20 protein-coding genes are annotated in these 23,889 nt (G+C 64.8%); 10 read left to right on the top strand and 10 right to left on the bottom strand.

Going from position 1 to position 23,889, the window contains the following annotated elements; translation table 11 throughout:
- Positions 1–7 precede the first annotated feature (7 nt).
- The 8 genes from puhA to bchF form a co-directional block, all read right to left on the bottom strand.
- Positions 8–778, bottom strand: a complete 771-nt coding sequence (gene puhA / locus Q0949_RS15340) for a photosynthetic reaction center subunit H (RefSeq protein ID WP_299374125.1) — start codon at positions 776–778, stop codon at positions 8–10.
- A gap of 25 nt (positions 779–803) precedes the next feature.
- A complete protein-coding gene (locus Q0949_RS15335; RefSeq protein WP_299374122.1) occupies positions 804–2,228 on the bottom strand; it encodes a PucC family protein in 1,425 nt (474 codons plus the stop codon).
- Positions 2,225–2,902: a magnesium protoporphyrin IX methyltransferase gene (gene bchM / locus Q0949_RS15330; RefSeq protein ID WP_299374315.1), complete on the bottom strand. Its 678-nt coding sequence runs from the start codon at positions 2,900–2,902 to the stop codon at positions 2,225–2,227. The genes Q0949_RS15335 and bchM overlap by 4 nt, the downstream gene beginning before the upstream one ends.
- A 106-nt stretch (positions 2,903–3,008) precedes the next feature.
- Positions 3,009–3,908 (bottom strand): ferredoxin:protochlorophyllide reductase (ATP-dependent) iron-sulfur ATP-binding protein, encoded by a 900-nt coding sequence (gene bchL / locus Q0949_RS15325; RefSeq protein WP_299374119.1) that lies wholly within the window; start codon positions 3,906–3,908, stop codon positions 3,009–3,011.
- Positions 3,909–3,999: 91 nt separating this feature from the next.
- Complete coding sequence (locus Q0949_RS15320; RefSeq protein WP_299374116.1) at positions 4,000–7,530, bottom strand: magnesium chelatase subunit H; 3,531 nt, start codon at positions 7,528–7,530, stop codon at positions 4,000–4,002.
- A 19-nt stretch (positions 7,531–7,549) separates the two neighbouring features.
- The gene (bchB, locus tag Q0949_RS15315; protein ID WP_299374113.1) at positions 7,550–9,100 is read right to left on the bottom strand and encodes a ferredoxin:protochlorophyllide reductase (ATP-dependent) subunit B; all 1,551 of its coding nucleotides are present in this window, start codon (positions 9,098–9,100) and stop codon (positions 7,550–7,552) included.
- Positions 9,097–10,440, bottom strand: coding sequence for a ferredoxin:protochlorophyllide reductase (ATP-dependent) subunit N (locus Q0949_RS15310; RefSeq protein WP_299374111.1), 1,344 nt, complete (start codon positions 10,438–10,440; stop codon positions 9,097–9,099). Before Q0949_RS15310 ends, bchB begins: the two co-directional genes overlap by 4 nt.
- Entirely contained in the window at positions 10,437–10,937 is a 501-nt protein-coding gene (gene bchF, locus Q0949_RS15305) for a 2-vinyl bacteriochlorophyllide hydratase (RefSeq protein ID WP_299374109.1), read from the bottom strand. Before bchF ends, Q0949_RS15310 begins: the two co-directional genes overlap by 4 nt.
- Positions 10,938–11,243: 306 nt before the next feature.
- Here bchF and Q0949_RS15300 point away from each other — a divergent pair, with 306 nt between their 5' ends.
- From Q0949_RS15300 to Q0949_RS15255, 10 genes are all read left to right on the top strand, one after another.
- Positions 11,244–12,026: a cobalamin-dependent protein gene (locus tag Q0949_RS15300; protein WP_299374106.1), complete on the top strand. Its 783-nt coding sequence runs from the start codon at positions 11,244–11,246 to the stop codon at positions 12,024–12,026.
- Positions 12,023–13,444, top strand: coding sequence for a transcriptional regulator PpsR (gene ppsR, locus Q0949_RS15295; RefSeq protein ID WP_299374103.1), 1,422 nt, complete (start codon positions 12,023–12,025; stop codon positions 13,442–13,444). Before Q0949_RS15300 ends, ppsR begins: the two co-directional genes overlap by 4 nt.
- A 46-nt stretch (positions 13,445–13,490) precedes the next feature.
- Positions 13,491–14,390: a chlorophyll synthase ChlG gene (gene chlG / locus Q0949_RS15290; RefSeq protein ID WP_299374101.1), complete on the top strand. Its 900-nt coding sequence runs from the start codon at positions 13,491–13,493 to the stop codon at positions 14,388–14,390.
- Complete coding sequence (locus tag Q0949_RS15285) at positions 14,387–15,643, top strand: MFS transporter (RefSeq protein WP_299374098.1); 1,257 nt, start codon at positions 14,387–14,389, stop codon at positions 15,641–15,643. Before chlG ends, Q0949_RS15285 begins: the two co-directional genes overlap by 4 nt.
- Positions 15,644–15,647: 4 nt before the next feature.
- Positions 15,648–16,826: a geranylgeranyl diphosphate reductase gene (locus Q0949_RS15280; protein WP_299374095.1), complete on the top strand. Its 1,179-nt coding sequence runs from the start codon at positions 15,648–15,650 to the stop codon at positions 16,824–16,826.
- On the top strand, positions 16,823–17,356 hold the full coding sequence (idi, locus tag Q0949_RS15275; protein WP_299374092.1) for an isopentenyl-diphosphate delta-isomerase: 534 nt from the start codon (positions 16,823–16,825) through the stop codon (positions 17,354–17,356). Before Q0949_RS15280 ends, idi begins: the two co-directional genes overlap by 4 nt.
- On the top strand, positions 17,353–17,982 hold the full coding sequence (locus Q0949_RS15270) for a LysE family translocator (RefSeq protein ID WP_299374090.1): 630 nt from the start codon (positions 17,353–17,355) through the stop codon (positions 17,980–17,982). Before idi ends, Q0949_RS15270 begins: the two co-directional genes overlap by 4 nt.
- 68 nt (positions 17,983–18,050) lie before the next feature.
- A complete protein-coding gene (gene glpD / locus Q0949_RS15265) occupies positions 18,051–19,586 on the top strand; it encodes a glycerol-3-phosphate dehydrogenase (RefSeq protein ID WP_299374087.1) in 1,536 nt (511 codons plus the stop codon).
- Positions 19,583–21,055 (top strand): glycerol kinase GlpK, encoded by a 1,473-nt coding sequence (gene glpK / locus Q0949_RS15260; RefSeq protein ID WP_299374085.1) that lies wholly within the window; start codon positions 19,583–19,585, stop codon positions 21,053–21,055. The genes glpD and glpK overlap by 4 nt, the downstream gene beginning before the upstream one ends.
- Positions 21,056–21,064: 9 nt before the next feature.
- Entirely contained in the window at positions 21,065–21,373 is a 309-nt protein-coding gene (locus Q0949_RS15255) for a Dabb family protein (protein WP_299374083.1), read from the top strand.
- 4 nt (positions 21,374–21,377) lie between these two features.
- Here the strand turns inward: Q0949_RS15255 and tcuB are convergent, their stop codons facing one another.
- Together tcuB and tcuA are read right to left on the bottom strand one after the other, a co-directional pair.
- Positions 21,378–22,445 carry a tricarballylate utilization 4Fe-4S protein TcuB gene (gene tcuB / locus Q0949_RS15250; protein WP_299374080.1) on the bottom strand — a complete coding sequence of 356 codons (1,068 nt, stop codon included), beginning with the start codon at positions 22,443–22,445 and terminating at the stop codon, positions 21,378–21,380.
- Positions 22,435–23,820 (bottom strand): FAD-dependent tricarballylate dehydrogenase TcuA, encoded by a 1,386-nt coding sequence (gene tcuA / locus Q0949_RS15245; protein ID WP_299374077.1) that lies wholly within the window; start codon positions 23,818–23,820, stop codon positions 22,435–22,437. Before tcuA ends, tcuB begins: the two co-directional genes overlap by 11 nt.
- Positions 23,821–23,889: the final 69 nt, after the last annotated feature.

Genomic DNA, 23,889 nt, shown 5'->3' with positions numbered 1-23,889 from the left:
GGTTTCATCAGAGCTTGGGTTCCTGACGGGCGCTGTCGGCATAGAGGGTGCCGCCGCCGTAGTAGCCACAGATCTTCTCTTCTTCGAGCATGGTCACCTGGGTGCTGCTGGCGTGTTGCGGCACGGTGGCGAAGTGTTTGCCGTAGAGGCTGCGGACCTTGACGTGGTCGCGCCAGATGCGGGCCATGGTCAGCGGCACGAGGCGGTTGCCTGTGCCCCATTTGGGGTCCAGCGTGTATTCGAGATAGCGCACGAGCTGTTCGGGTTCGTCGACCCACATGTCGGTAACGCGGCCCACGATCTCGCCGTCGCCCGCCATCACGGGCAGGCCGCGCGGGTCACGCCCTGCGGCGTGGCGGAAGGCCTCGTTTGCGGACATCGGGATGATCTTGGGGTGGCCGTGGCCGTCAAGCTCGGGGATGTCGCGGCGCGGGGCCCAGGACGCAGGGCCGACACCGTCGAGCATGGGATCGCCCGTGGGTTCCAGCGGGTAGCCATTGCCGGGGCCCACGCGTTTCATCGGGATCTCGTCGCGTTCGGGCGGCTGGCCCGACGGTACGGTCACGGAGCCGCGCCCGTGGGGCAGATCGAACGTCTTGTCCGCGGGCAGGGGCCACATGGAGGGGTTGGAGGATACGTTGCCCTCGTCATCCTCGAGCGGGTAGCCTTCGCGCATGTTCTCGCGCTGGATCCAGATGATCAGCGCGGCGAAGAAGATCCAGAACAGCCAGAGCGTCAGGGACGCGAGGTCGAATTCTCCGAAAAATGTCTCAGTCATGTAGGGGTTCCTTTCCTGGACAAGGTCATGTGGGGAAGTCCGCAAGCCCCATGGGCTGCGGCCTTTCCGCTTGGGTGAGGGGACCCGAAGTGCGCACAAGCGGTCCCAGGATGACGAGAGTGACGAACAGGAGGCCAATCTCTGCGTGGTAGACAAACGAATATCCGGTGGCGGCGCTGTTGAGCGCCTCGCCCCAAGCGCCGGAGGTGGCGAGCGCCCCGATCCAGTCGCGCAGGGTGCCGCCCATGGCGATGGCGACGCCCGCCGCCGTGGCCTGTGCCGCGCCCCATGCGCCCAATGCAAGGCCGCGGCCTGCGACCCCTTGGGCGGGCATGGTCATGGCCGCCGTCAGCGTCGAGACGGCAAAGAGCCCGCCGCCAAAGCCGATGAGCGTGGCACCAGCGTAAAAGAGCGCGCTGGTCTGCATGGGGGCGGAAAAGATCACGAGGCTGAAGGCCCAGACACCCGCAAGGATGCCCGCGCCCGCCAGCCGGTAGGCGTTGGAGCCCGCCGCGAGCCGCCGCCCGGCCCAGGCAAAACCCGCCAGCGCGCCCGCCGCCCAGAGCGCGGTCAAAAGCGTCGTGGCCGAAACGGACAGCCCCAGGATTTCGCCGCCATAGGGTTCCAGCAGCACGTCCTGCATGTTGAACGCCATGGTGCCGACAAAGACGCAGGCCAAGAGCCGCCCGGCCTGTCCGCCGCGGGCGTAATCGGCCCAGGCATCGCGGAACAGCGGCCGGGGGGCGGCGCGCTCGTCGCGGGACATCGGGCGCACGGCCTCTTGCTTCCAAAGCGCCACAAGGTTCAGGGCCACGCCGATCACGGCGGCCCCCTGCACCACGCGGATCAGGCGTAAGTCACTGTAATTGCTGAGAAGTCCGCCAATGATCAGCGCGGAAATCCCCATGCCCACAAGGAACATTACATACAGCAGCGCGACCACACGGGGGCGCGTTTCATCCGTCGCCCGGTCACTGGCCAGCGCCAGCCCGGCGGTTTGTGTCATGTGCAGACCCAGCCCCGTCATCAGGAACGCCAGCGCCGCCAGCACCTGACCGGCAAAGGGAATGTCGTGCACCACGTCGCCACCCAGCACCAGCAGCGCAAAGGGCATGACCGCCAGCCCACCGAACTGCCACAGCGATCCGAACCAGATGTAGGGCACCCGTTTCCAGCCGATGGATGACCGGTAATTGTCGGACTTGAACCCCAAGAGGGCCCGAAACGGCGCGATCAGCACGGGCAGGGCGATCATCACCGCCACGATCATGGCGGGCACGCTCAGTTCCACGATCATCACGCGGTTCAGCGTGCCCAAGAGCATCACGCTCGCCATGCCCACCGACACCTGAAACAGCGACAGGCGCAGCAGCTGATCCAGCGGCAGGCTGTCCGATGCGGCATCGGCAAAGGGCAGGGCCCGGAGCGAGAGGTTTTTCAGCGCATTCATGGGCGCAGCTCCATCGCTTCGGAGATGTAGAAGCCGGATGTGATCCGGTCGACGGGGCGCAACCGGCGGCGGACGCCTGCGGATTTCGCGGCACGGGCCAGTTTCGGGTGTGCGTGGGGGATCATTACAGGCGACCGGTCGGAGCGGGGGAACGCCTTGCCTGCGTACCACATCGCCATCAGAGCGGGCGTGCGCGGGGCGACGGTGAAAACGATCGGGCCAGAGACGCGCGGTTCCAGCGCCGACAGCGCCGTGCCGATGTCGTCGGCGGTGTAGTAGATCAGGCTGTCCATGGCGATGGCGGCATCAAAGCGGCCCAGTTTCGGGTCCAGCATGTCGCCTGCGTGGAATGTGACCTGTCCCTGCAACTCGTGCGGCAGGCGCAGGCGCGCAATGTCGATCAGTTGCGGCGAGATATCGGCGGCCACGACAGTTGCACCGCGTTGGGCCAGCTCGATCGTTGCCATGCCGGGGCCACAGCCCGCATCCAGCACCCGCGCGCCACGCAGGTCGTCGGGCAGGCGGCTCAGCATCAGGTCGCGCATACGCTCCCGCCCCGCGCGCACGGTTTCCCGAATGCGCGACACGGGCGCGTCCGAGGTCAGACGCTCCCATGTCTTGGTCGCCGTGCGGTCGAAATAGTCTTCGACGCGGGCGCGGGTTTGGTCATACATCGTCACTTTCCGCACTCCTGCGGGAAGTGAGCAGTGCGCGGCAATTGCTCTTGCTTGCAAGAGCTATGAGAGCGGCACCCGGTGCAGTATTGCATTGCTGTTTTCATCAATCAAAACCAAGCAACTCAAAGATATCGCGGTCTTCCATCGGCGCGGGCGCCATCCCCTCGGTGCCGTCCAGCAACAGTTGCGCCAGCCGCACATATTCGGCGCGGCAGCGGACGATGTCCTCTTCGTCGTCCATCTCGAACAGCGTCTTTTTCTTCAGCCGCGACCGGCGGATGGCGTCCACGTCGGGCATATGCGCGATGCGGTTGAACCCCACGGTGTCGCAATAGCGGTCCACCTCGTTGGTCTCGCGGCTGCGGTTGGCGATACAGCCCGCCAGCCGGACCTTGTAGTTGTTGGATTTGGCCTGCACGGCGGCGATGATCCGGTTCATCGCATAGATGCTGTCGAAATCGTTGGCCGTGACGATCAGCGCGCGGTCCGCATGTTGCAAAGGCGCGGCAAAGCCGCCGCAGACCACGTCGCCCAGCACGTCAAAGATCACCACGTCGGTCTCTTCGAGCAGGTGGTGCTGTTTCAGCAGTTTCACGGTCTGGCCCACCACGTAGCCGCCGCATCCGGTGCCCGCGGGCGGGCCGCCGGCCTCGACACACATCACGCCATTATAGCCGGTGGTCACGAAATCCTCGGGGCGCAGTTCCTCGGGGTGGAAGTCCACCTCCTTGAGGATGTCGATCACCGTGGGCTGCAAGTGGCCTGTGAGGGTAAAGGTGCTGTCATGTTTCGGGTCGCACCCGATCTGGAGCACCCGCTTGCCCAGCTTGGAAAAGGCCGCTGACAGGTTGGACGAGGTCGTCGATTTGCCGATCCCGCCCTTGCCATAGACCGAAAACACCTTGGCGCCCTCGATCTTTGCGTCCGCGTCCTGATGCACCTGCACCGATCCTTCGCCGTCCTGACCGCGCAGGGACGGGGGATTTCTGTCGAGTGGGCTCATTTGGCCCTCCTTTCCGAAAAGGCACCAGCCTCTTCATTGTTCTTCAAATATGCCCGCCGGAGGCTCCGGCGGCTGATCTCGGTACAAAGGGTCATTCGGCAGCGACCCCCTCAAGCTTGTCCTCAAGCGCGTCCGCCGCTTCCTGCAACGCGGCCCGCGTTTCGGCATCGGGCTGCCAATAGTCGCGGTCCGAGGCCTCGAGCAGGCGGTTGGCCATGCGGCTGGAGGCGGTGGGGTTCAGATCGGCGATGCGTTTGCGCATGTCCTCGTCCAGCACGAAGGTCTCGGAAATTCGCTGGTAAACCCAGTCGTCGACCTGGCCAGTGGTGGCGGACCAGCCCACGGTGTTGGTCACATGCGCCTCGATCTGGCGCACGCCTTCGGCGCCGTGTTTCAGCAGGCCCTCGAAAAACTTCGGGTTCAGCGCCCGGCTGCGCGTTTCCAGCGCCACCTGATCGCGCAGGGTCCGCACCCGCGCCGTGCCGCGCGTCTGGTCGCCGATATAGACCGACGCCTCGGACCCGCGGGCGCGTTTCACCGCGCGTGCAATGCCGCCCAGCGTGTCGAAATAGTGATCCACCGACGTCACGCCCAGTTCGACGGATTCGAGGTTCTGATAGGCCACCTCGACATCCGCCAGCGCCTTTTGCAGCAGCGCGGGGTTGGCCGCCGACTTGCCATCGACGCCGTAGGCAAAGCTCTTGCGGGTCTCGTAGGCGTCAGCCAGCTCGTCCTCGTCCCCAAAGGCCGAACTGTCGACCAGCTGGTTCACGTTCGACCCATAGGCGCCTTCGGCATTGGAGAAGACGCGCAAGGCAGCCGTCGCCAGATCGACGCCCTGCGCCTCTGCATAGGCCAGCGCGTGGGCGCGGACATAGTTCTGGTCCAGCGGCTCGTCGGCTTGGGCGCATTTCAGCGCGGCTTCGGCCAGCATGCGGGTTTGCAGCGGCAGCAGGTCGCGGAAAATCCCCGACAGGGTCATGATCACATCGATGCGCGGGCGGCCCAGATCCTCCAGCGGGATCAGGTCGGCCCCCGCCAGACGGCCAAAGCTGTCGAACCGTGGCGTGCAGCCCATCAGCGCCAGCGCCTGTGCAATCGGCCCGCCGTCGGATTTGATATTGTCCGATCCCCAGAGCACCAGCGCAATCGAGCGTGGCAGGGTCGGGTGCGTGTCGAGTAGCAGTTGCGCCTGTTTCTCACCCTCGCGGCAGGCAAAGGCCGTGGGCATGCGGAAAGGATCAAAGGCGTGGATGTTGCGGCCCGTGGGCAGGATGTCGGGCGACCGGATCAGGTCGCCGCCATGCACCGGCGCGATATAGCGGGCATCAAGCGCCGTCATCAGCGCGTCCAATTCACTGTCCTGCCGCAACAGCCCATCCGCCCGTGCGCGCGCGTCGTCATCCGCGTGGCGCATCAGGTCGAGGTATTCACTCCGCGCTGCATCACTCAGCGGTTGGCCCACCACGTGCAGCCCGTCAGGGATCAGCGCGTCCTCGGTCTCCAGCAGTTTGAGCCAGAGCGTGTCGGCGGGGGTGCCGCCCATGTCCACGGCCACCGCCTGTTCGGCGATCAACGCCTCCAACTCGGTCCGCGCGGGGTCATCCCCGTTCATCTCGCGCCAGCGGGTCAGCGAATCCTTCAACTCCGCCAGGCCCTTGTAGAGGCCGGATTGCGCCAGCGGTGGCGTCAGATGCGTGATCGTGACGGCGTTCGACCGCCGCTTGGCCAGCGACGCCTCGGACGGGTTGTTGGCCGCATAGAGATAGATGTTGGGCAGCGCCCCGATCAGGCGGTCGGGCCAGTCACGGCCACTGGCACCCGCCTGTTTGCCCGGCATGAATTCCAGCGCCCCGTGCATCCCGAAATGCAGCACCGCATCCGCACCATAGCCGTCGCGCAGCCACTGGTAGAACGTGGCAAAGGCGTGTGTGGGGGCAAAGCCGTGCTCAAAGAGCAGGCGCATCGGGTCGCCCTCGTAGCCGAAGGCCGGTTGCACGCCGACAAAGACGTGGCCCAGATCCGCGCCCAGCACAAATACACCGCGCCCATCCGATTGCACCCGGCCCGGTGCCGGGCCCCATGTCGCCTCGATCTCGGCCAGATGGGGCTGGGTGCGCACGATGGTGTCGGCATCCACATGGGCGGCCACATTGGCCTGCTGCCCGTATTGCGCGGCATTGCCCTGGATCACTTGCGCGCGCAGATCCTCGACCGTGGCCGGGACCTCAAGCTGGTAACCGCGCGCCTTCATCGCATGCAACGTGTTGAAAAGGCTTTCAAATACCGAAAGGTAAGCCGCAGTGCCAACCGCACCTGCATTGGGCGGGAAGCCAAAGAGGACAATCGCCACCTTCTTGTCGGCATTCGCGCGGCGGCGCAGCTGTGCCAGTTTCAGCGTCTTGTCCGCCAACACCTCGGCGCGTTCAAAGCAGGGCACCATCGCCTTGGGTTCCGCCCCGGCCATGCAGCCCCGCGCACAACCGTTGCAGCCCTCTGGCCCCAACCGCCCGCCAAAGACCGTGGGGCACGTCGCACCGTCAAGTTCCGGCAGGGCCACCAGCATCGTCGTCTCGATCGGGCCAAGGCCACCGCTGCTCTGGGCCCACTGCCCCAGCGTCTGGAATTCCAGCGAATGGGCGGCGAGATAAGGCACGTCGAGCCGCGCCAGCATGTCCACAGCGGCGTCATTGTCGTTATAGGCAGGCCCGCCCACAAGGCTGAACCCGGTCAGCGACACCATCGCGTCGACCTGGCCCATGAAATAGGTCTCGACCGCCGGGCGCGCATCCAACCCCCCGGCAAAGGCAGGCAACACCCGCAGCCCCCGCGCCTCGAGCGCGCGGATCACGCCGTCATAATGATCGGTGTCCCCGGCCAGCACATAAGACCGCAACATGACCACGCCCACGGTCATCGCGGCCCCTGCGGGTCCGGGAATATCCGCCGCGTCGGTGGTGATGCGGCCCGGCAGGTCGGGATGATAGAGGCCGGTATCGGGGTAATCGATGGGCAGAGCCGCCTCGGGCGCGTCCTGCCAGCCTGTGTCGGTGGCATAGCGGTTCAGCAGGAACTGGATCATCGCGCGGACATTGTCGTCCGACCCGCCCAGCCAGTACTGCATCACAAGGAACCAGGCGCGCAGGTCCTGCGCCTTGCCGGGAATGAACTTGAGGATTTTGGGCAGACGCCGCAGCATCTGCATCTTCTTGGCGCCGTCCTCGGTCTTGGGCTTGGACGATCCGCGCAGCCGTTTCATCAGCTTGCCCATGGTGCTGGGCGGCGCGGTCATGTCCAGCGTGCCCATGCGGGTCAGCTTGACCACCTCGGCATCGGCCACAACCCCAACCATCGCGTCGCAGTGATCGCGCCGCGCGCGCAGGGCGGGCAGGATGCGCGCCACGTGCTCTTCGAGGAAAAGCAGGTTTGCGATGATGATGTCGCCGTGCCGCACCGCCTCTTCGGCGGCCTCAAAGCTGCCGGGGGTCTCGCCCCATTCGGCGGCGGCATGGATCTGGCAATCCAGACCGGGATAATCCGAGGCAAGCCGCTCCATCGCCCGCCGCGCAGGCCCCGCGGCGTGACTGTCCAGCGTGATGATCACCACGCGGTAGCCGGGCATGCGCCCCGTTATGCCAGTCTCATCGCGCAAAATGGGCCTTTGCTTCATAAAGGGTGTCGACAGAAATCTCGGCCACGCCCCGCTCGGCGGCAAAGCTCTCGGTGTTGCGCCGCGCCTTGCCCCGCACAAAGAACGGGATCTTCTTCAACTCGCGCTCCGCCGCATCCAGCCAGATCACATCCACGCCCTGCACATTCTCTTGGCCAGAAATATCCCGGGGGGTCTGGGGGGCTGGCCCCCCATCCACGCTTGGGCTGGGCGCATGCCCCCCATGATGGGACGGACCCGCCGCATCATGGAATTCGAAATCGTCCCGGAACATGTGCAAGAGGTGTTCCTCCAGTCCCATGACCAGCGGGTGCACCCAGGTGTCAAAGAGCACATTGGCCCCCTCGATCCCCATCTGCGGCGAATAGCGCGCGGGGAAATCCTGTACGTGCACGGGCGCGGAAATCACGGCGCAGGGGATGCCCAGGCGCTTGCCGATGTGGCGCTCCATCTGGGTGCCGAGGATCATCTCGGGTTGCAGCGCTTCGATCACGCGCTCGACCTCGAGATAGTCGTCGGTGATGGTGGCAGTCAGCCCCATTTCCTTGGCCGCGGCACGCACGGGGCGGGCCATCTCGCGGTTGTAGCAGCCCATGCCCACCACCTCGAAACCCATCTCGTCGCGGGCCACGCGGGCGGCGGCCAGCACGTGGGTGCCGTCGCCAAAGACGAACACGCGCTTGCCGGTCAGGTAGGTGCTGTCCACCGATTTGGAATACCAGGGCAGCCGCAGGCGGGACGTGTCGAGATAGGCTTCGCGGCCGGTGATCGCGGCCACTTCGGCGATGAAATCGCGGGTGGCGCCGACCCCGATGGGCACGACCTTGGTAAAGGGCTGGTCCAGTTCCCGCTCCATCCAGCGCGCCGCACTTTCGGCGGTTTCGGGGTACATCAGCACGTTGAAATGCGCGGCCCCCATGCGGGCGATGTCCGCAGGAGACGACGTCATGGGCGCAACCACATTCACACTGATGCCCATGTCGGACAGCAGGGCGGTGACCTCTTGAATATCGTCGCGGTGGCGGAACCCGAGAGCCGTGGGGCCGATCAGGTTGGCGGTGACCTGCGCTGTGCGCGCCATTGGTCTGGCCAGTGCCTTGACGATCTGAAAGAACGTCTCGTCCGCGCCGAAGTTTTCCTTGCGCTGGTAGCTGGGCAGTTCCAGCGGGATCACCGGCACGGGCAGGCCCATGGTTTCGGCCATGCCACCGGGATCGTCCTGGATCAGTTCCGCCGTGCAGGACGCGCCAACGATGATCGCCTCCGGCTTGAAGCGGTCATAGGCATCCTGCGCCGCCGTCTTGAACAGGTTGGCGGTGTCGGCACCGAGGTCGCGGGCCTGGAAGGTGGTGTAGGTTACGGGCGGGCGGTGGTTGCGCCGTTCGATCATGGTAAAGAGCAGATCCGCGTAAGTGTCGCCCTGCGGCGCATGCAGCACGTAATGCAGGCCGGTCATGCCGGTGGCGACGCGCATGGCGCCCACGTGGGGCGGCCCTTCATATGTCCAGACGGTGAGCTTCATGTCTGGCCTGCGTGGGGGCCAGCCCCCACACCCCCGGGATATTTTTGGCCAAGAGAAGAGGCAGGGTCGAGTTTAAGAACATCGGCGCGGCGGATGGGGCGTGAGAAGAGGCCCGCGAGATCGCCCGCCTGTTCGTAGAAATGCACAGGCGTGAAGACCAGTTCGATAGCCCATTTGGTGGCGAGCCCTTCGGCCTCGAGCGGGTTGGCGAGGCCGAGACCGCAGACGGTGAGGTCGGGCTTGGCAGCCTTGGCGCGGTCGAGTTGCAGATCGACGTCCTGCCCTTCGGAGATCGTGGGGCCGGCGGCCAGCAGGTCGAGGTCGGGGCCGACGAGGCCCTTGTGGATGAAGGGCGCGCCCACTTCGATGGCGTCCATGCCGCATTCGCGGGTCAGGAAGCGGGCCAGCGGGATTTCCAGTTGGCTGTCGGGAAAGAAGAAGACGGATTTGCCGCGCAGGCCTTGGGCTGCCTGCGCAATGGCCTTGCGGGCGCGGGCGCGAGGGGCGGCGGTGACCTGTTCGAAAAGATCGGGGGCCACGCCGAATTCCGCGGCGATGGCGGCGAGCCATTGGGTCGTGCCCTCTTCGCCGAAGGGGAAGGGCGCGGGTATGTGGCGTGCGCCGGCGCGGGTGAGCGCGTCATGGGTGTCGCCCAGAAACGGCTGCATCAGGGCGTAGACGGTGTTGTCGCCGAGCCCTAGATCCGCGTCGGCGCGGGGGGCGGGCAGGACCTTGATCGGGCCTATGCCCATCGCTTCGAGCAGGCCGATGGCCTGTTCCTCGACCACGTCGGGAAGGGCGCCGACCAGCAGCAATTGCCGCGCATCGGTTTTGGGCAGCACCGGCACCATGGAGGCGAGGCAGGCGTCTTCGCCCTGGGTGAAGGTCGTCTCGATCCCCGAGCCGGAGAAGTTGAGGACGCGCACATGGGGCGCGTGCACCTGGCTCATCCGTTCGGCAGCCTTGGCGAGATCGAGCTTGATCACTTCGGAGGGGCAGGAGCCCACGAGGAAGAGCTGTTTGATGTCGGGGCGGCGGGCCAGCAGTTCGGTGACCACCTTGTCCAGTTCGTCTTGCGCGTCGGCCAGCCCGGCGAGGTCGGTTTCCTCGAGGATGGCGGTGCCAAAGCGGGGTTCGGCGAAAATCATCACCCCGGCGGCCGATTGCAGCAGGTGGGCGCAGGTGCGCGATCCGATCACGAGGAAGAAGGCGTCCTGCATCTTGCGGTGCAGCCAGATGATTCCCGTCAGGCCGCAGAACACTTCGCGTTGTCCGCGCTGTTTGAGAATCGGGGTGTCGCGGCATCCGCCGGTCGGGGTCAGTCGGGGCAGTTCGGTCATGCCGGGGCCTCCTGTAGGGTGGAGGCCTGGGCCCGCGCGGCGCGCAGTTTGAGCACGAATTGCACCGCGTTGATGACGTAGGCGCCGTAGGCCGCAAGCGCCAGCCACATGAGCGGCACCGGGGCGAGCGCGCCCGAGAACAGCGCCCAGAGATAGGCCGTGTGCAGGCCGATCACGAGGAAGGAAAACACGTCTTCCCAGAAAAAGGCGGGGGCCAGAAGGTATTGGCCGAACACGATTTTTTCCCAGATCGCGCCTGTGACCATAATGATGTAGAGCACGCCCGTCTTGACCACGATCGACCAGGCGGCGACGTCGTAGCCCGCCCCCGTCGCGAGGTAGCGCAGCACCAGCACGAGAGAGACCAGGAACACCACGAATTGCAGCGGCGCCAGGATGCCCTGCACCAGCGTCCAGACCGTGGCATCACGGCGTGCACGTTCATCGGCGGTGTAGAGACCGGCGGGCGCGCGACTGGCTGGTGTCCGTGTGGACATTGGGGGGCTCTCTTTCGTCATTGCCTGTCTGAAACTACGGGCGGGAGACGAAAAGTGTCAATTAAAAGTTACACATGCGTGAGGCGCTTTGCGGGCTGTTTTTGCGGGCATCTGTGGCAGTCGACGCAGCAAAATCCATCATAGGTGGGGTTTCAGGCAAGAAACCACGGGCGTGAGCCGGAATCCGGGGGGAAATACTGTCAAACGAGGTTGACAATAGACTTGTACAGGCAGACAGTTTTAGCCGTATTCCCGACTCTGACGCGCCAGAGTTGTCCATTGCGTTTGAACCGATCGAGGTAGTCCATGACGCATGACGAACAATATGGCCGGACCCGACAGGCTGACGTAGCGTCAGCCGATCTGGAGCCATTGGCGGCGCAGGTCATTTCGATGTTGTGCGAGCGCCAGACGGTCAGCGCGGCGGGCGCGCGGCAGGTGGCGGTGGATTATCTGGTGCGGGCCTGTGTGGCCCCTGCGGGGTTTGACCCGGTTCAGGTGCTGGATGAATTGCGCGGGTTTCGCCTGACGCTGGATGCGGTGATTGATCTTTATATCCCGCAGGCCGCCGAGATGCTGGGCGACCTGTGGAAAAGCTCGGATCTGGATTTTGCCGGGGTCACGGTGGGTGCGCTGCGGTTGCAGGTGCTGTTGGGTGAAGCGGCGGTGACGGTGGAACGGACGGGGATTGCGCGCGAGGTTGCCTTGCAGGCGCTGGTCGTGGTGCCCGAGGGCGAGCAGCATTTCCTGGGGGCCTGCGTTCTGGCGGCACAGTTGCGGCGGCTTGGCTGCGAGGTCGCGGTGTCGATTTCCGAGACGCGGCGGCAGATCACGACGCGGGTCATTTGCGATCAGCCGGACATGGTCCTGATCTCTTGCGCGCGGATAGCTGCCCTTGAAAGCGTCAGCAGAACGGTTAAAAAGATCAAATCGTCCGTCGAGCGCGTGCCTGTCCTTGCCTTGGGTGGGCCATTGCGTGGGAATGCGGACGGGATACGGGACCAAACAGGCGTCGATCTTGTGACGAACACAGCTACGGATGTTGTTGGCTTCTGCACGAAGCGCAAAAAGGCGCTGAGCGGCAGATGACCACAGGCGCCAGCAGTTTCTGGACCAGCGGCTCCGTGCCCCTGATCGAACCTGAGTTTCTCAGCAGTATTATCGTGGCGGCGTCGGATATCGCCTTGGTGGTGTCCGCCGAGGGCACGATCCTGTCGGTGCTGATCAACGGGCAGGATGACAGTTTCGGGAACCTGTCCCATTGGGAGGGGCGGCCGTTGGTCGAGTTCCTGACCGATGACAGTATCGACAAGTTCCAGCATGCGCACAGTGCCTATTTGGCCGGGGTGGCGCCGAAGAAGTCGCTGGAGCTGAACCATTCGGACAATGCACAGTGGCAGTATCCGGTGCGGTATACGTTCCACCGGTTCGGGCAGGAGAACGCCGTTCTGTTGCTGGGCCGGGATTTGCGCCCCATCGCCGAGACGCAGCAGCAGTTGGTGCAGGCGCAGATCGCGCTGGAGCAGGGCTACGAGGCGCGGCGCGAGTTCGACACGCGGTATCGCATTGTCATGGGCAATGTGGAGGACGCCGTGGTGTTCGTGTCGGTGCAGACCGGGCGCGTCGAGGATGCCAATGATCTGGCTGCCGCGCTGTTGGGGCTGAAGCCCGAGGCGCTGGTCGGGGCCACCTTTGCCAGCCTGTTTTCGGATCGGTCGGGCACGGAGCTGACCGAGAGCCTTTTGAATGCGACGCTGTCGGATGATGCGGGGCCTGTGCGCCTGAAGGCGACGCGGACGCGTCAGCAGCTGGATGCGCATCCGGTGGTGTTCCGCGCGGGCGGGCAGCGGGTGCTGATGTGCCGTCTGGTCAGCAGTGATGCGGCCAAAGCGCAGCCGGATGCCGCCGCCAGCCATGCCGCCGCTTTGTTCCGCGCGACGTCGGATGCCATCGTGTTCATGGATCCGGCGGGGTCGGTTCTGTCGGTCAACGAGGCGTTCCTTGATCTGGTCGGGGCCGCGCATCTGAGCGATGTGGTGGGCACACTGCTGTCCGAGTTCCTGGTGCGCGGGCAGATCGACATGGGTGTCCTGTTGGACAACGCCGCAAAGTCGGGACAGATGCGCGTCTATGCCACGCGGCTGATCAATGATCTGGGCGCGCGCGTGCCGGTTGAGGTGTCCGCGACCAAGCTGGACGACCCGCAGAACCCCGCCGTTGCCCTGATCATCCGCGATGTCAGCCGCCTTGAGGCGGTGCGCAAGGCCGACACTGGCCCCGGCGACACCTTGCCCGATCCGGGGCGCAACGTGATGGATCTGGTGGGCTCGGCGTCTCTGAAAGAGATCGTGGCCGAGACGACGGACGTGGTCGAAAAGATGTGTATCGAGACGGCCGTGACCCTGACGCGCAACAACCGTGTGGCCGCTGCGGAGATGCTGGGCCTGTCGCGACAGTCGCTGTATGTCAAGTTGCGCAAGTTCGGATTGCTGAGCAAGGACGGCTAGCGCCGACGCTCTTGCACCGACTCAAAGTGTCAGCCATAGTTGACACATGGATGTAAGCCAGACTTTACCTGCGCGTCGATTTCCCGAACCCGCCGCCGCCCTGCGTCTGATCAAGCCGATCACGTGGTTCCCGCCGATGTGGGCCTATGTGTGCGGTCTGATTGCCTCTGGTGCCGCCGTGGCGGGGCAGTGGCATCTGGTGCTGCTGGGCATTTTGCTGGCCGGGCCCATCGTCTGCGGCATGTCACAGGCCGCGAACGATTGGTGCGACCGCCATGTGGATGCCATCAACGAACCCGACCGCCCGATCCCGTCGGGGCGCATTCCGGGCCGCTGGGGTCTGTGGATCGCGCTGGCCATGTCGGCGCTGTCGCTGTTCGTGGGTTGGCAGTTGGGGCCGTGGGGCTTTGCCGCGACGGTCGTTGGTGTCGCCGCTGCGTGGGCCTATTCCGCTGAACCTGTTCGGCTCAAACGGTCGGGTTGGTGGGGTCCGGGCCTTGTGGGTCTGAGTTACGAGACATTGCCGTGGGTGACCGGGGCCGCCGTGCTGAGCGCGGGCGCGCCGCGCTGGGAAGTGCTGGTGGTTGCGCTGCTATACGGTCTGGGCGCGCATGGCATCATGACGCTGAATGATTTCAAGGCGCTGGAGGGCGACCGCCAGATGGGGGTCAATTCACTGCCCGTCACGCTGGGCCCGCGCCGGGCGGCGCAGGTGGCTTGTGTCGTGATGGCAGTGCCGCAGGCGGTGGTGATTGCGCTGCTGACCCTGTGGGACCGGCCCGCCCATGCGGCGGGGGTCGCGTTGGTGTTGGTGCTGCAATTCTGGGCGATGACGATCATGTTCCGCGACCCGCGCGCCAAGGCGCCGTGGTATAATGGAACGGGCGTGTTGCTTTATGTCTCTGGCATGATGATTGCCGCCTTTGCCCTGCGGGGGCTGGCATGAGTGCGGGTTGGGGCATGTTGGTGCGGCTGTGTCTGGTCAATGCCGCCATCGGTGGACTTGCCGCACTCCCCGTGAACCTGTTCAACCGGTTGATGACGGTCGAGCTGGCGCTGCCTGCGCTGCTGCCCGGTTTGCTGGTCGCCCTGCATTATGGTGTGCAGTTGACGCGCCCCGTCTGGGGCCACAGGTCGGACGTAAAGGGTGGGCGGACGCCGTTCATCCTTGGCGGTATGGCCGTCACCGGGGCAGGTGTACTTGGCGCGGCCTGGGGTATTTCGGTGGCCGAGACATCCGTGCCCATGGCGCTGTTTGTTTGGCTTGTTTCCTACATCGCCATTGGTCTGGGCATCGGGGCGGCGGGCACGTCATTTCTGGCCTTGCTGGCTAGCGCATCGGGCGCGCGCAAAGGGGGCGTGGCGACAACAGCGTGGCTGTTCCTGATTGCAGGCGCGATTGCGGCCTCCATCGGCACCGGTATTGCATTGGAACCCTACAGCCCCGCGAGGCTGGTATCTGTGGTCGCGGTGGTTGTGGTGATCGCCTTTGTTCTGTCCGTCCTTGCCACAGCGGGTGTCGAGGCGAAAGCCACTGGGGCGGTTGAGCGGGACGATACTCCGTTGCGCGCCGCCCTTCGCCAGACTTGGGGTGACCCTGTTGCGCGCCGTTTTACCGGGTTCGTGTTCCTGTCGATCCTTGCGTTCTATTTGTCTGAATTGATCCTTGAGCCCTTTGCCGGGCATGTCCACGGACTGAGCCCGGAGGACAGCACCAAGCTGTCTGGGGGCAAGGATGGCGCCGCGTTGATGGGTATGATCGGCGCAGGTGTGTTGTCGCAACTGCGCATCGGATCGCTGCGCGTGTGGGCGATTGCGGGCTGTGTGATATCCGCCGCTGGCCTGTTGGGTCTGGGTGCGGGTTTGCCGCTGATCCCGAGCACGATTGTATTGGGTCTGGGCAACGGGCTGTTTGTTGTGGGTGCTGTTGGGTCGATGATGCAACTGGCCGCCGCCCATGCGCGCAGCACGGGCACCCGTATGGGTGTCTTTGGCGCGGCGCAGGCGATTGCCGCGGGGCTGGCCGGGCTGGTCGCGACCGCGATGCTGGACCTCACACGCCTGATTTTGCCGGACGCCTTGGCCTATGCCTCGGTGTTCACGCTTGAGGCTGTCCTGTTCCTGGCCGCTGCCGTGATGGCGGCGTCAGTGATGCGCGGGGCAGAGATGGAAGATGCAAACCTGGTTCCGGGGGAATGACGATATGTATGATGTAGTTGTTGTGGGCGGTGGACCGTCCGGTGCCACGGCTGCCGAGGATCTGGTGCGCTCGGGTCACAAGGTGGCGCTGCTGGATCGCGAGGGGCGGATCAAACCCTGCGGTGGGGCCATTCCGCCGCGCCTGATGCAGGATTTCCACGTGACTGAGGATCAGCTGCTGACCAAGGTGACGACTGCGCGGATGATTTCGCCCACGGGTCGGCACGTCGATATCCCCATTGAAAACGGCTATGTCGGGATGGTGGACCGCAAGGATTTCGACCCGTTCCTGCGTGCCCGCGCCGAGGCGGCGGGAGTCGAGCGGTTTACTGGCACCTTTGTGCGGATCGAACGGCCCGAGGGCACGCCTGTTGTCATTTATCGTGACAAGGCCACACAGGAATACCACGAACTGCCCTGCAAGCTGGTGATCGGGGCGGATGGCGCGAAATCGCGTGTGGGTCTGGCCGAGGTGAAGGATGCGGACAAGGTGCCGTTGGTCTTTGCCTATCACGAGATCATCAAGGCCCCGCCCAAGACCGAAGTGTACGACCCGGTGCGCTGTGACGTGATCTATGACGGGGCGATCAGCCCGGATTTCTATGGCTGGGTGTTTCCCCATGGGGACAGCGCCAGTGTCGGCATGGGGTCTGAATTGTCATCGGTGAACCTCAAGGAGGCGACGGCGGCGCTGCGCGTGGCGAGTGGCCTCGATCAATGCGAGACCCTGCGCAAGGAAGGCGCGCCCATTCCGTTGAAACCGCTCGATTGCTGGGACAATGGCAAGGACGTGGTGCTGGCCGGTGACGCGGCAGGGGTAGTTGCGCCGTCTTCGGGTGAGGGGATTTATTATGCGATGGTCGGGGGCCGGGTGGCGGCGACGGCCTGCGCGGCCACGCTCGCCTCGGGCCGGGTCAAGGATCTGAAACTGGCCCGCAAGCTGTTCATGCGCGAGCACAAGACGGTGTTCCGGGTGCTTGCCTCGATGCAGAACGCCTATTACCGCAGCGATGACCGGCGCGAGCGCTTTGTGTCGCTGTGCCACGATATTGATGTGCAGCGTTTGACGTTTGAAGCGTATATGAACAAGAAGCTGGTCAAGGCGCGGCCCATGGCCCACATCAAGATCGGCATCAAGAACATGGCCCACCTGACGGGTCTGGTGAAGGCGAACCACGTATGAGCATCATGATCCCTGCCTGGGTCGATGGCACCCTCGTTCCGGTCGAAAAGCTGGAGGCGCATGTGAAGGGCCTCAAGCACAAGGCGGTGTCGGTGTTCGTGATCCGGGGCACGCAGGTGCTTTTGCAGCAACGGGCGATGGGCAAGTACCACACGCCGGGCCTGTGGGCGAATACGTGCTGCACCCATCCCGATTGGGACGAGGCCCCCGGCGATTGCGCTGTGCGGCGGCTGGAGGAAGAAGTGGGGATCACGGGGCTGGCGCTGGACCACCGGCACCATCTGGAATATCGCGCGGATGTGGGTGGCGGCCTTATCGAGCACGAGGTGGTCGATGTCTATGTGGGTCATGCGCCCGACGATCTGGAGGTTGTGCCGAACCCTGACGAGGTGATGGCCGTGGAGTGGATCGAGTTCCACGCCCTGCGCGATGTCGTGGCGCGTAATCCGGAACGGTTCACGCCGTGGCTGCGTATCTATCTGTCCGAACATGCGGACGTGATTTTCGGCACTGATCTGGAACAGGCGTGAGCGCCGAGACCTATCTGCTGTACCTGGCGGCGGTGGCCGTGTTCTTTGCCACGCCGCCTGACACCAGCCAGCTTTTGATTGTATCGAATGCGATGAAACACGGGCTGCGCCGCAGCCTATGGGTGATTGCCGGGGATCTGAGCGCCAATGCAGTTCAGATGACGGCGGCGGCCTTTGGTCTGGCGGCAGTGATTGCCAGTTCTGCCGTGGCCTTTGGCTGGATCAAGTGGCTGGGCGTGGCGTATCTGGTCTGGATCGGTGTGCGCCTGATGCTGTCACGTGAAGGTGCGGGCACGCGGGGTGCCGCCGCCTCGGCCCGACCGGGCCGGTTGTTCCGCATGGGGTTCGTGACGTCGATGACCAACCCCTTTGCCGTGCTGTTTTTCGCGGCCCTGTTTCCGCAGTTCATCGACCCATCCGCCGCCGTTCTGCCACAGCTTTTGATCCTCGGTCTCACCTATATCATCGTGGACGGCGCGACCCTGATCCTGTGGGGTTGGGCCGGGGACCGTGTGGCCGCGCGATTGGCACGCTTGTCTTTTGTGTGGATCAATCGCATGTGTGGCGCGTTGATGATCGGCGCCGCGGTTCTGTTGGGACTCAAGGACATCACGCCGCAGCGTTAACGCTCACAATTGAAGATTCCTTACTAAAGTTTTAAGAGATGGTTGGGATGATGGCGGAGGGTTCGGGCATGTCGGACGAAAAAGTCTTTGATTTGTTCATTATTGGCGGTGGCATCAACGGCACCGGGATTGCACGGGATGCCGCCGGGCGGGGCCTGTCCGTGGGTCTGGCCGAGGCCGGTGATCTGGGCGGGGCGACGTCGTCGGCGTCGACCAAGTTGTTTCACGGCGGTCTGCGCTATCTGGAATTTTTCGAATTCGGTCTGGTCAAATCGGCGCTGAAAGAGCGTGAGGTGCTGTTGAAGGCGATGCCGCATATCAGTTGGCCCATGCGCTTTGTCCTGCCATATGCGCCCGACATGCGGTTTGACAGTGACACGCCCACCTCGCGTCTGTTGCGCGTTGTGATGCCGTGGATCGAAAAAGGGCGGCGGCCTGCGTGGCTGGTGCGGTTGGGCTTGTTTCTCTACGACAATCTGGGCGGGCGCGAGATTTTGCCCGGCACCAAGACGCTGGACCTGACCACCGCACCCGAGGGCAAAGGCCTGAAGTCGCGGTTCAAGATGGCCTATGAATATAGTGACTGCTGGGTCGAGGATGCGCGTTTGGTCATGCTGAACGCACGTGATGCCGAGGCGCGGGGGGCAACGATCCTGACCCGTTGTGCGGTGACGCAGGCCGCGCGCGACGGCGACACCTGGCGGATCGAGACGGAGCAGGGCACTTACCGTGCCAAGGCGCTGGTGAACGCGGGTGGTCCGTGGGTGGCTGACATCCTGACCGGCGTGATGCGGCAGAACAGCCAGCACAACATCCGCCTTGTGCGTGGCAGCCACATCGTGACCAAGCGGCTTTATGAGCACGACAAGGCGTACTTCTTTCAAGGGACCGACGGGCGCATTATCTTTGCCATTCCTTACGAACAGGATTTCACCCTGATCGGGACGACGGATGCGGACCATACGGACCCGGACACAAAGCCCGCGATTTCGGATACCGAACGCGATTACCTGTGCAATTTCGCGTCCGAGTATTTCGAGACGCCCGTGACGCCCGAGGATGTGGTGTGGACCTATTCGGGTGTGCGCCCGCTTTATGATGACGGGGCGTCGTCGGCCACGGCGGCCACGCGGGATTACGTGCTGGCGCTGGATGAAAACGGCCCGCCGGTGCTGAGCGTGTTTGGCGGCAAGATCACCACCTATCGCAAGTTGGCCGAACAGGCGCTGGCCAAGATGGGGCTGGGCGAGGCGTGGACCGCCGGGGTGCCGATGCCCGGTGGTGATTTCAAGGTGTCGGATGTGCCTGCGCTGCGCGCGCGGCTTGTGGCGGAGTATCCGTTTCTGGACGACAAATGGGCGGCGCGCCTGATCCGCGCCTATGGGACCGAGGCGTGGGAGGTGCTGGGCACCGCCAAAACGGCCGAGGATCTGGGCCCGGATTTCGGTGCGACATTGACCGGGGCCGAGCTGAAATGGATGATGGCCCGCGAATACGCGGTCCGTGGGGAGGATGCGTTGTGGCGGCGGACCAAGCTGGGTCTGCGCCTGACGCCCGAACAACGCACGGCCGTTGACGACTGGATGAAGGAAAGCGCCGCATGACCCATATTCTCGCCATTGATCAGGGCACCACGTCCTCGCGGGCGATCATCTTTGACGGTGACATGCGCCCTGTTGCCTCTGCGCAGGAGGAGTTTACGCAGCATTTCCCGAACAGTGGCTGGGTGGAGCACAATCCGCAGGACCTGCTGGATACGGTGAAATCCACCTGCAAAGCGGTGATGGAAAAGACGGGTCTGGGCGCGGCGGACATTGCCGCCATCGGCATCACCAACCAGCGTGAGACGACCGTGATCTGGGACGCGGAAACAGGCGAACCGTTGCACAATGCGATTGTCTGGCAGGATCGGCGCACGGCTGCGATGTGCGAGGGGCTGCGGGCCGAGGGCCATGGCGATCAGGTGACGGCGATCACCGGGCTACTGCTCGATCCCTATTTCTCGGCCACCAAGGTCAAGTGGATCCTCGACCAACACGAGGGGTCGCGCGACCGGGCGCGGGCGGGCAAGCTGCTGTTTGGGACGGTCGACAGTTTCCTGATCTGGCACATGACGGACCGCGCCAACCACGTCACGGACGCGACGAACGCGGCGCGCACGATGCTTTATGACATCCACAAGGGCGCGTGGAGCCCCGAGATGTGCGCGATGCTGGACATCCCCGTCGAGATGCTGCCGGAGGTGCGCGATTGCGCGTCGGATTTCGGTGTGACCGACCGGCTGGGCGGTCAGACGCCAATCTATGGCGTGGCGGGGGACCAACAGGCGGCGACGATTGGGCAGGCCTGTTTCGCGCCGGGGATGCTGAAATCGACCTATGGCACCGGGTGCTTTGCGCTGCTGAACACGGGCGACACGCCTGTGACCTCGCAAAACAGATTGCTGACCACCGTCGCCTATCAGCTGGACGGCAAGCCGACCTATGCGCTGGAGGGCTCGATTTTCATCGCGGGTGCCGTGGTGCAGTGGTTGCGCGACGGTCTGGGCGTGATCCAGACGGCCAGCGAGACGCAGGCGCTGGCCGCACAGGGCAGTGGTAACGTCACCCTTGTGCCCGCCTTTACCGGGCTGGGCGCGCCCTATTGGAACCCCGATTGCCGGGGCGCCACCTTTGGTCTGACCCGCGACACCGGCCCTGCGGACATGGCGCGGGCCGCGCTGGAAAGCATCGGCTTTCAGACCCGCGATCTGTGGGAGGCGATGCGTGCGGACTGGCCCGATGGGGGCGATGCGGTGCTGCGTGTCGATGGGGGGCTGAGCGCCAATGACTGGGCGATGCAGTTCCTGTCGGACATGCTGGGCGCGCCGGTGGATCGGCCCGCGGGGCTTGAGACCACCGCGCTGGGGGCCGCGTGGCTGGCCGGTATGCGCGCAGGGATTTATCCCGACATGGACGGGTTTGCCGCCACGTGGGCGCGCGAGGCCCGGTTCGCGCCGGAGATGTCCGAGGACGCCCGCGCCGAAGGCTACGCCCGCTGGCAGCGCGCCATTGCCGCGACCCAAGCCGTTTAGGATGCCGGGATGATCCGGCACATGGTTCTGACCCGGTTCGCGCCGGGCACTGATGCGGCCACGATCGCAAGCATCTATGCAGGCCTGTCGGCGCTGGTCGACAGGTTGCCGGGCGCGCGCGGGTTTGTGGGTGGTGCGTCACACAGCCCCGAGCAGATCGAACGCGGGTACAAGCACGGGTTTACCATCGACTTTGACAGCTGGGACGCTTTGCAGACCTATGCCGAGCACCCCGAGCACAAGGTGCTTGGCGCGCAGCTGGTCGCCCATGCAGAGGGCGGTGTCGACGGGTTGATCGTGCTGGATATCGAGGTCTGAGGGCCTAGCCGCGCGCCTGCGTCGCGGCCTCTTTGGTCAGGGCGGTCATGCGGTAGAACCCGTGCGCCATCTTTGAATAGGGCGTGAGCAGGAACAGCGTCAGCACGGCGCCCAGATGCAGGGGCAGCATCCAGCCGACAGCCCCCGTGCCCGTCAGCGCATAAAGCGCCAGACCGGTGAACCCCACCGCAAAGAGCAGCAGGACGAAGGCCATCTCGCCGCCCCAGGCGTCTGCGGCGCCGAGGTTCGGGTCGGCCTTGGTCTTGAGCCATGCCAGCCACGCGGATCCTATACAGAGCAACACGCCACCCGGCACGCCCAGCAGTTTGGGCAGACTGTACCAGGCATAGGGGGCCTCCAGCGCAAAGAGATAGTGCAGCACCGTGCCGCTGCTGGTGGAGGCAAAGCAGAGCAGGAAGCCGAAGAGCACCGCTTGGTGGGCGTGGCGGCGGGCGTGGGTAAAGCGGTCTTCGTCCTCGAAATTGCAGCCGTCGCCGTGCCCGCCCGCGAGGTTTTTCATCTGTCCGGCGGAGCGCATGGCGGCCCCGATATCGGCCAGCGCCACGCGCGGTCCGTCCACGGTGCGCCAGTAACGGCGCAGCGACACCGCCAGCGCCAGCAGGGGCAGCACAAAGGCGGGGGCAAAAATCGCGACCATCAGCGTGTGGGACATATAGGCGTAGAACCCGTCGCCCGAGGCCGGTTGCAGTAGCTGGGCCGCGGCAAAGAGCAGGGCAAAGCCCAGCACGAGGCCAATGGCAATCGCCCCGCCGCTGCGGTCGAACAGGTGGGCAAAGCCGCGCGGCCATGCGTGGTCCTTCCAGCTGTCTTGTCGCAGTTCGGCCAGCGCCTTGGGCAGGTTCAGGTCGAATTCGTGGGGGGCCGTGTACTGGCACGCGTAATAGCAGCCCCGGCAGTTGTGGCAGAGATTGGCCAGCTGTGTCAGGTCACCGTCGGAAAACGCCCGTTCGCGGTGCAGGGCAGGGAAGACGGAGCAATAACCTTCGCAATAGCGGCAGGCATTGCAGATTTCGGCCTGGCGGCGCGCTTCGGTCAAAAGGTCAGTTTGCATGGGCTGCGGCCTCTCTGCCTGCGATGCGGCCAAAAACGGTGCCGATGGTCATGCCGAACCCAGCAAGGTAGCCCTGGCCCAGGATCGACCCGGCCATGGTTTCGCCTGCGGCCCACAGGTTGCCGATGGGGCGGTTGCCGATCGCGCATTGCGCGCGGCTGTCCACCTTGAGGCCGAGATAAGTAAAGGTGACGCCGGTGCGCAGGCTGTAGCCGTAAAAGGGCGGTTCTGTGATGGGGCGGGCCCAGTTCGTCTTGGCCGGGACGAGGCCCGATGTGGCCACGCCGTCCAGTTCGGTGGGGTGAAAGCCGGAGGTGTCGCCGCAGGCCGCGTTGAACGTGTCGACCGTGTTGCGCAGCCGGTCGGGGGGCAGGTCCATCTTGCGGGCCAGATCCTCGATCGTGTCGCCCTTGATCGGGGGAAAGACCGACGGCATGAACAGGTTCAGCGATTTGGCGTCGATGATGACATAGCCGACCTGATCGGGTTGCGCTGCGACGAGGCGGCCCCAGATCGCATAGCGTTTGGGCCAGACGTCCTCTCCCTCATCATAGAAGCGGTCGGCGTCCTTGTTCACGACGATGGAGAAGGGCACGCAGTCGAGCCGCGTGACGATGCCGCCGTCGTATTTCGGCGCGCGCCCGTCGATGGCGACGGCGTGGCACTGGGTGGGGTCGCCCACCTGTTCGACGCCCTGATCCAGCAGATCCGCCAGCACGACGCCGCGGTTGAACGGGGTGCCGCGGATCAGGAAATTCTTGGCCGCGGGTCCCCATGCGCGGGCCAGCCAGTCGGTGTCGGCCTGAAACCCGCCTGACGCCACGATGACAGAGGCGGGCGATACATGGTGGCGGGCGCCGCCGTGGTCATAATCCACGCGCACGATCCGGTCGCCGTCCAGTTCCAGATGGGCAACGGGCGCCTCATAGAGCACCTCGACCCCCAGCGCCTCTGCGGTGCGGTAATAGGCGTTCACGAGGCTTTTGCCGCCGCCGCGAAAGAAGGCGTTGGTGCGCGCCAGCGACAGGGTGCCCGACAGCGACGGTTGAAACCGGACGCCATGCGCCTCCATCCAGGGCAGGCAGGCCTCTGACTCGCGGATCACCATGCGGGCGAGATGAGCGTCGGTCTTGCCGTCTGTGACCTTTATTAGGTCAGCGAAATATTCGTCCTCGCCATAGCTGTCGACGAGTGGGCCGAGCGGCCCGGTGTGCATGCAGCGAAAGTTGCGGGTGTGGCGCGAGTTGCCGCCACGGTAGGCCTTGGGGGCGGCCTCGAGAATGCGGACGCGCGCGCCGGCCTCGGCGGCGGTGATGGCCGCGCAAAGGGCTGCGTTGCCGCCGCCGATGATCACGATGTCCGGATCCGTTTGCATGCCTGTCCCCTCTTTGTCCATGGGATAGCGGGTCGGGTTTGATTTGACTAATGCATCTTGATCCATGAT

It is taken from the genome of uncultured Tateyamaria sp., assembly GCF_947487805.1.
Taxonomy (GTDB): domain Bacteria; phylum Pseudomonadota; class Alphaproteobacteria; order Rhodobacterales; family Rhodobacteraceae; genus Tateyamaria.
The sequence above is the reverse complement of the archived record's forward strand: the minus strand, read 5'-3'. Positions and strand labels throughout refer to the sequence as shown.

Excerpts from the sequence above, each read along its gene's own strand:
- idi (WP_299374092.1), top strand. The coding sequence starts at position 16,823 with ATGAGCATCATGATCCCTGCCTGGGTCGATGGCACCCTCGTTCCGGTC.
- chlG (WP_299374101.1), top strand. The coding sequence starts at position 13,491 with ATGGATGTAAGCCAGACTTTACCTGCGCGTCGATTTCCCGAACCCGCC.
- Q0949_RS15300 (WP_299374106.1), top strand. The coding sequence starts at position 11,244 with ATGACGCATGACGAACAATATGGCCGGACCCGACAGGCTGACGTAGCG.
- bchB (WP_299374113.1), bottom strand. The coding sequence starts at position 9,100 with ATGAAGCTCACCGTCTGGACATATGAAGGGCCGCCCCACGTGGGCGCC.
- glpK (WP_299374085.1), top strand. The coding sequence starts at position 19,583 with ATGACCCATATTCTCGCCATTGATCAGGGCACCACGTCCTCGCGGGCG.
- puhA (WP_299374125.1), bottom strand. The coding sequence starts at position 778 with ATGACTGAGACATTTTTCGGAGAATTCGACCTCGCGTCCCTGACGCTC.
- ppsR (WP_299374103.1), top strand. The coding sequence starts at position 12,023 with ATGACCACAGGCGCCAGCAGTTTCTGGACCAGCGGCTCCGTGCCCCTG.
- Q0949_RS15310 (WP_299374111.1), bottom strand. The coding sequence starts at position 10,440 with ATGACCGAACTGCCCCGACTGACCCCGACCGGCGGATGCCGCGACACC.
- bchM (WP_299374315.1), bottom strand. The coding sequence starts at position 2,902 with ATGTATGACCAAACCCGCGCCCGCGTCGAAGACTATTTCGACCGCACG.
- Q0949_RS15335 (WP_299374122.1), bottom strand. The coding sequence starts at position 2,228 with ATGAATGCGCTGAAAAACCTCTCGCTCCGGGCCCTGCCCTTTGCCGAT.
- Q0949_RS15255 (WP_299374083.1), top strand. The coding sequence starts at position 21,065 with ATGATCCGGCACATGGTTCTGACCCGGTTCGCGCCGGGCACTGATGCG.
- tcuB (WP_299374080.1), bottom strand. The coding sequence starts at position 22,445 with ATGCAAACTGACCTTTTGACCGAAGCGCGCCGCCAGGCCGAAATCTGC.
- tcuA (WP_299374077.1), bottom strand. The coding sequence starts at position 23,820 with ATGCAAACGGATCCGGACATCGTGATCATCGGCGGCGGCAACGCAGCC.
- bchL (WP_299374119.1), bottom strand. The coding sequence starts at position 3,908 with ATGAGCCCACTCGACAGAAATCCCCCGTCCCTGCGCGGTCAGGACGGC.
- glpD (WP_299374087.1), top strand. The coding sequence starts at position 18,051 with ATGTCGGACGAAAAAGTCTTTGATTTGTTCATTATTGGCGGTGGCATC.
- Q0949_RS15320 (WP_299374116.1), bottom strand. The coding sequence starts at position 7,530 with ATGCCCGGCTACCGCGTGGTGATCATCACGCTGGACAGTCACGCCGCG.
- Q0949_RS15280 (WP_299374095.1), top strand. The coding sequence starts at position 15,648 with ATGTATGATGTAGTTGTTGTGGGCGGTGGACCGTCCGGTGCCACGGCT.
- bchF (WP_299374109.1), bottom strand. The coding sequence starts at position 10,937 with ATGTCCACACGGACACCAGCCAGTCGCGCGCCCGCCGGTCTCTACACC.
- Q0949_RS15285 (WP_299374098.1), top strand. The coding sequence starts at position 14,387 with ATGAGTGCGGGTTGGGGCATGTTGGTGCGGCTGTGTCTGGTCAATGCC.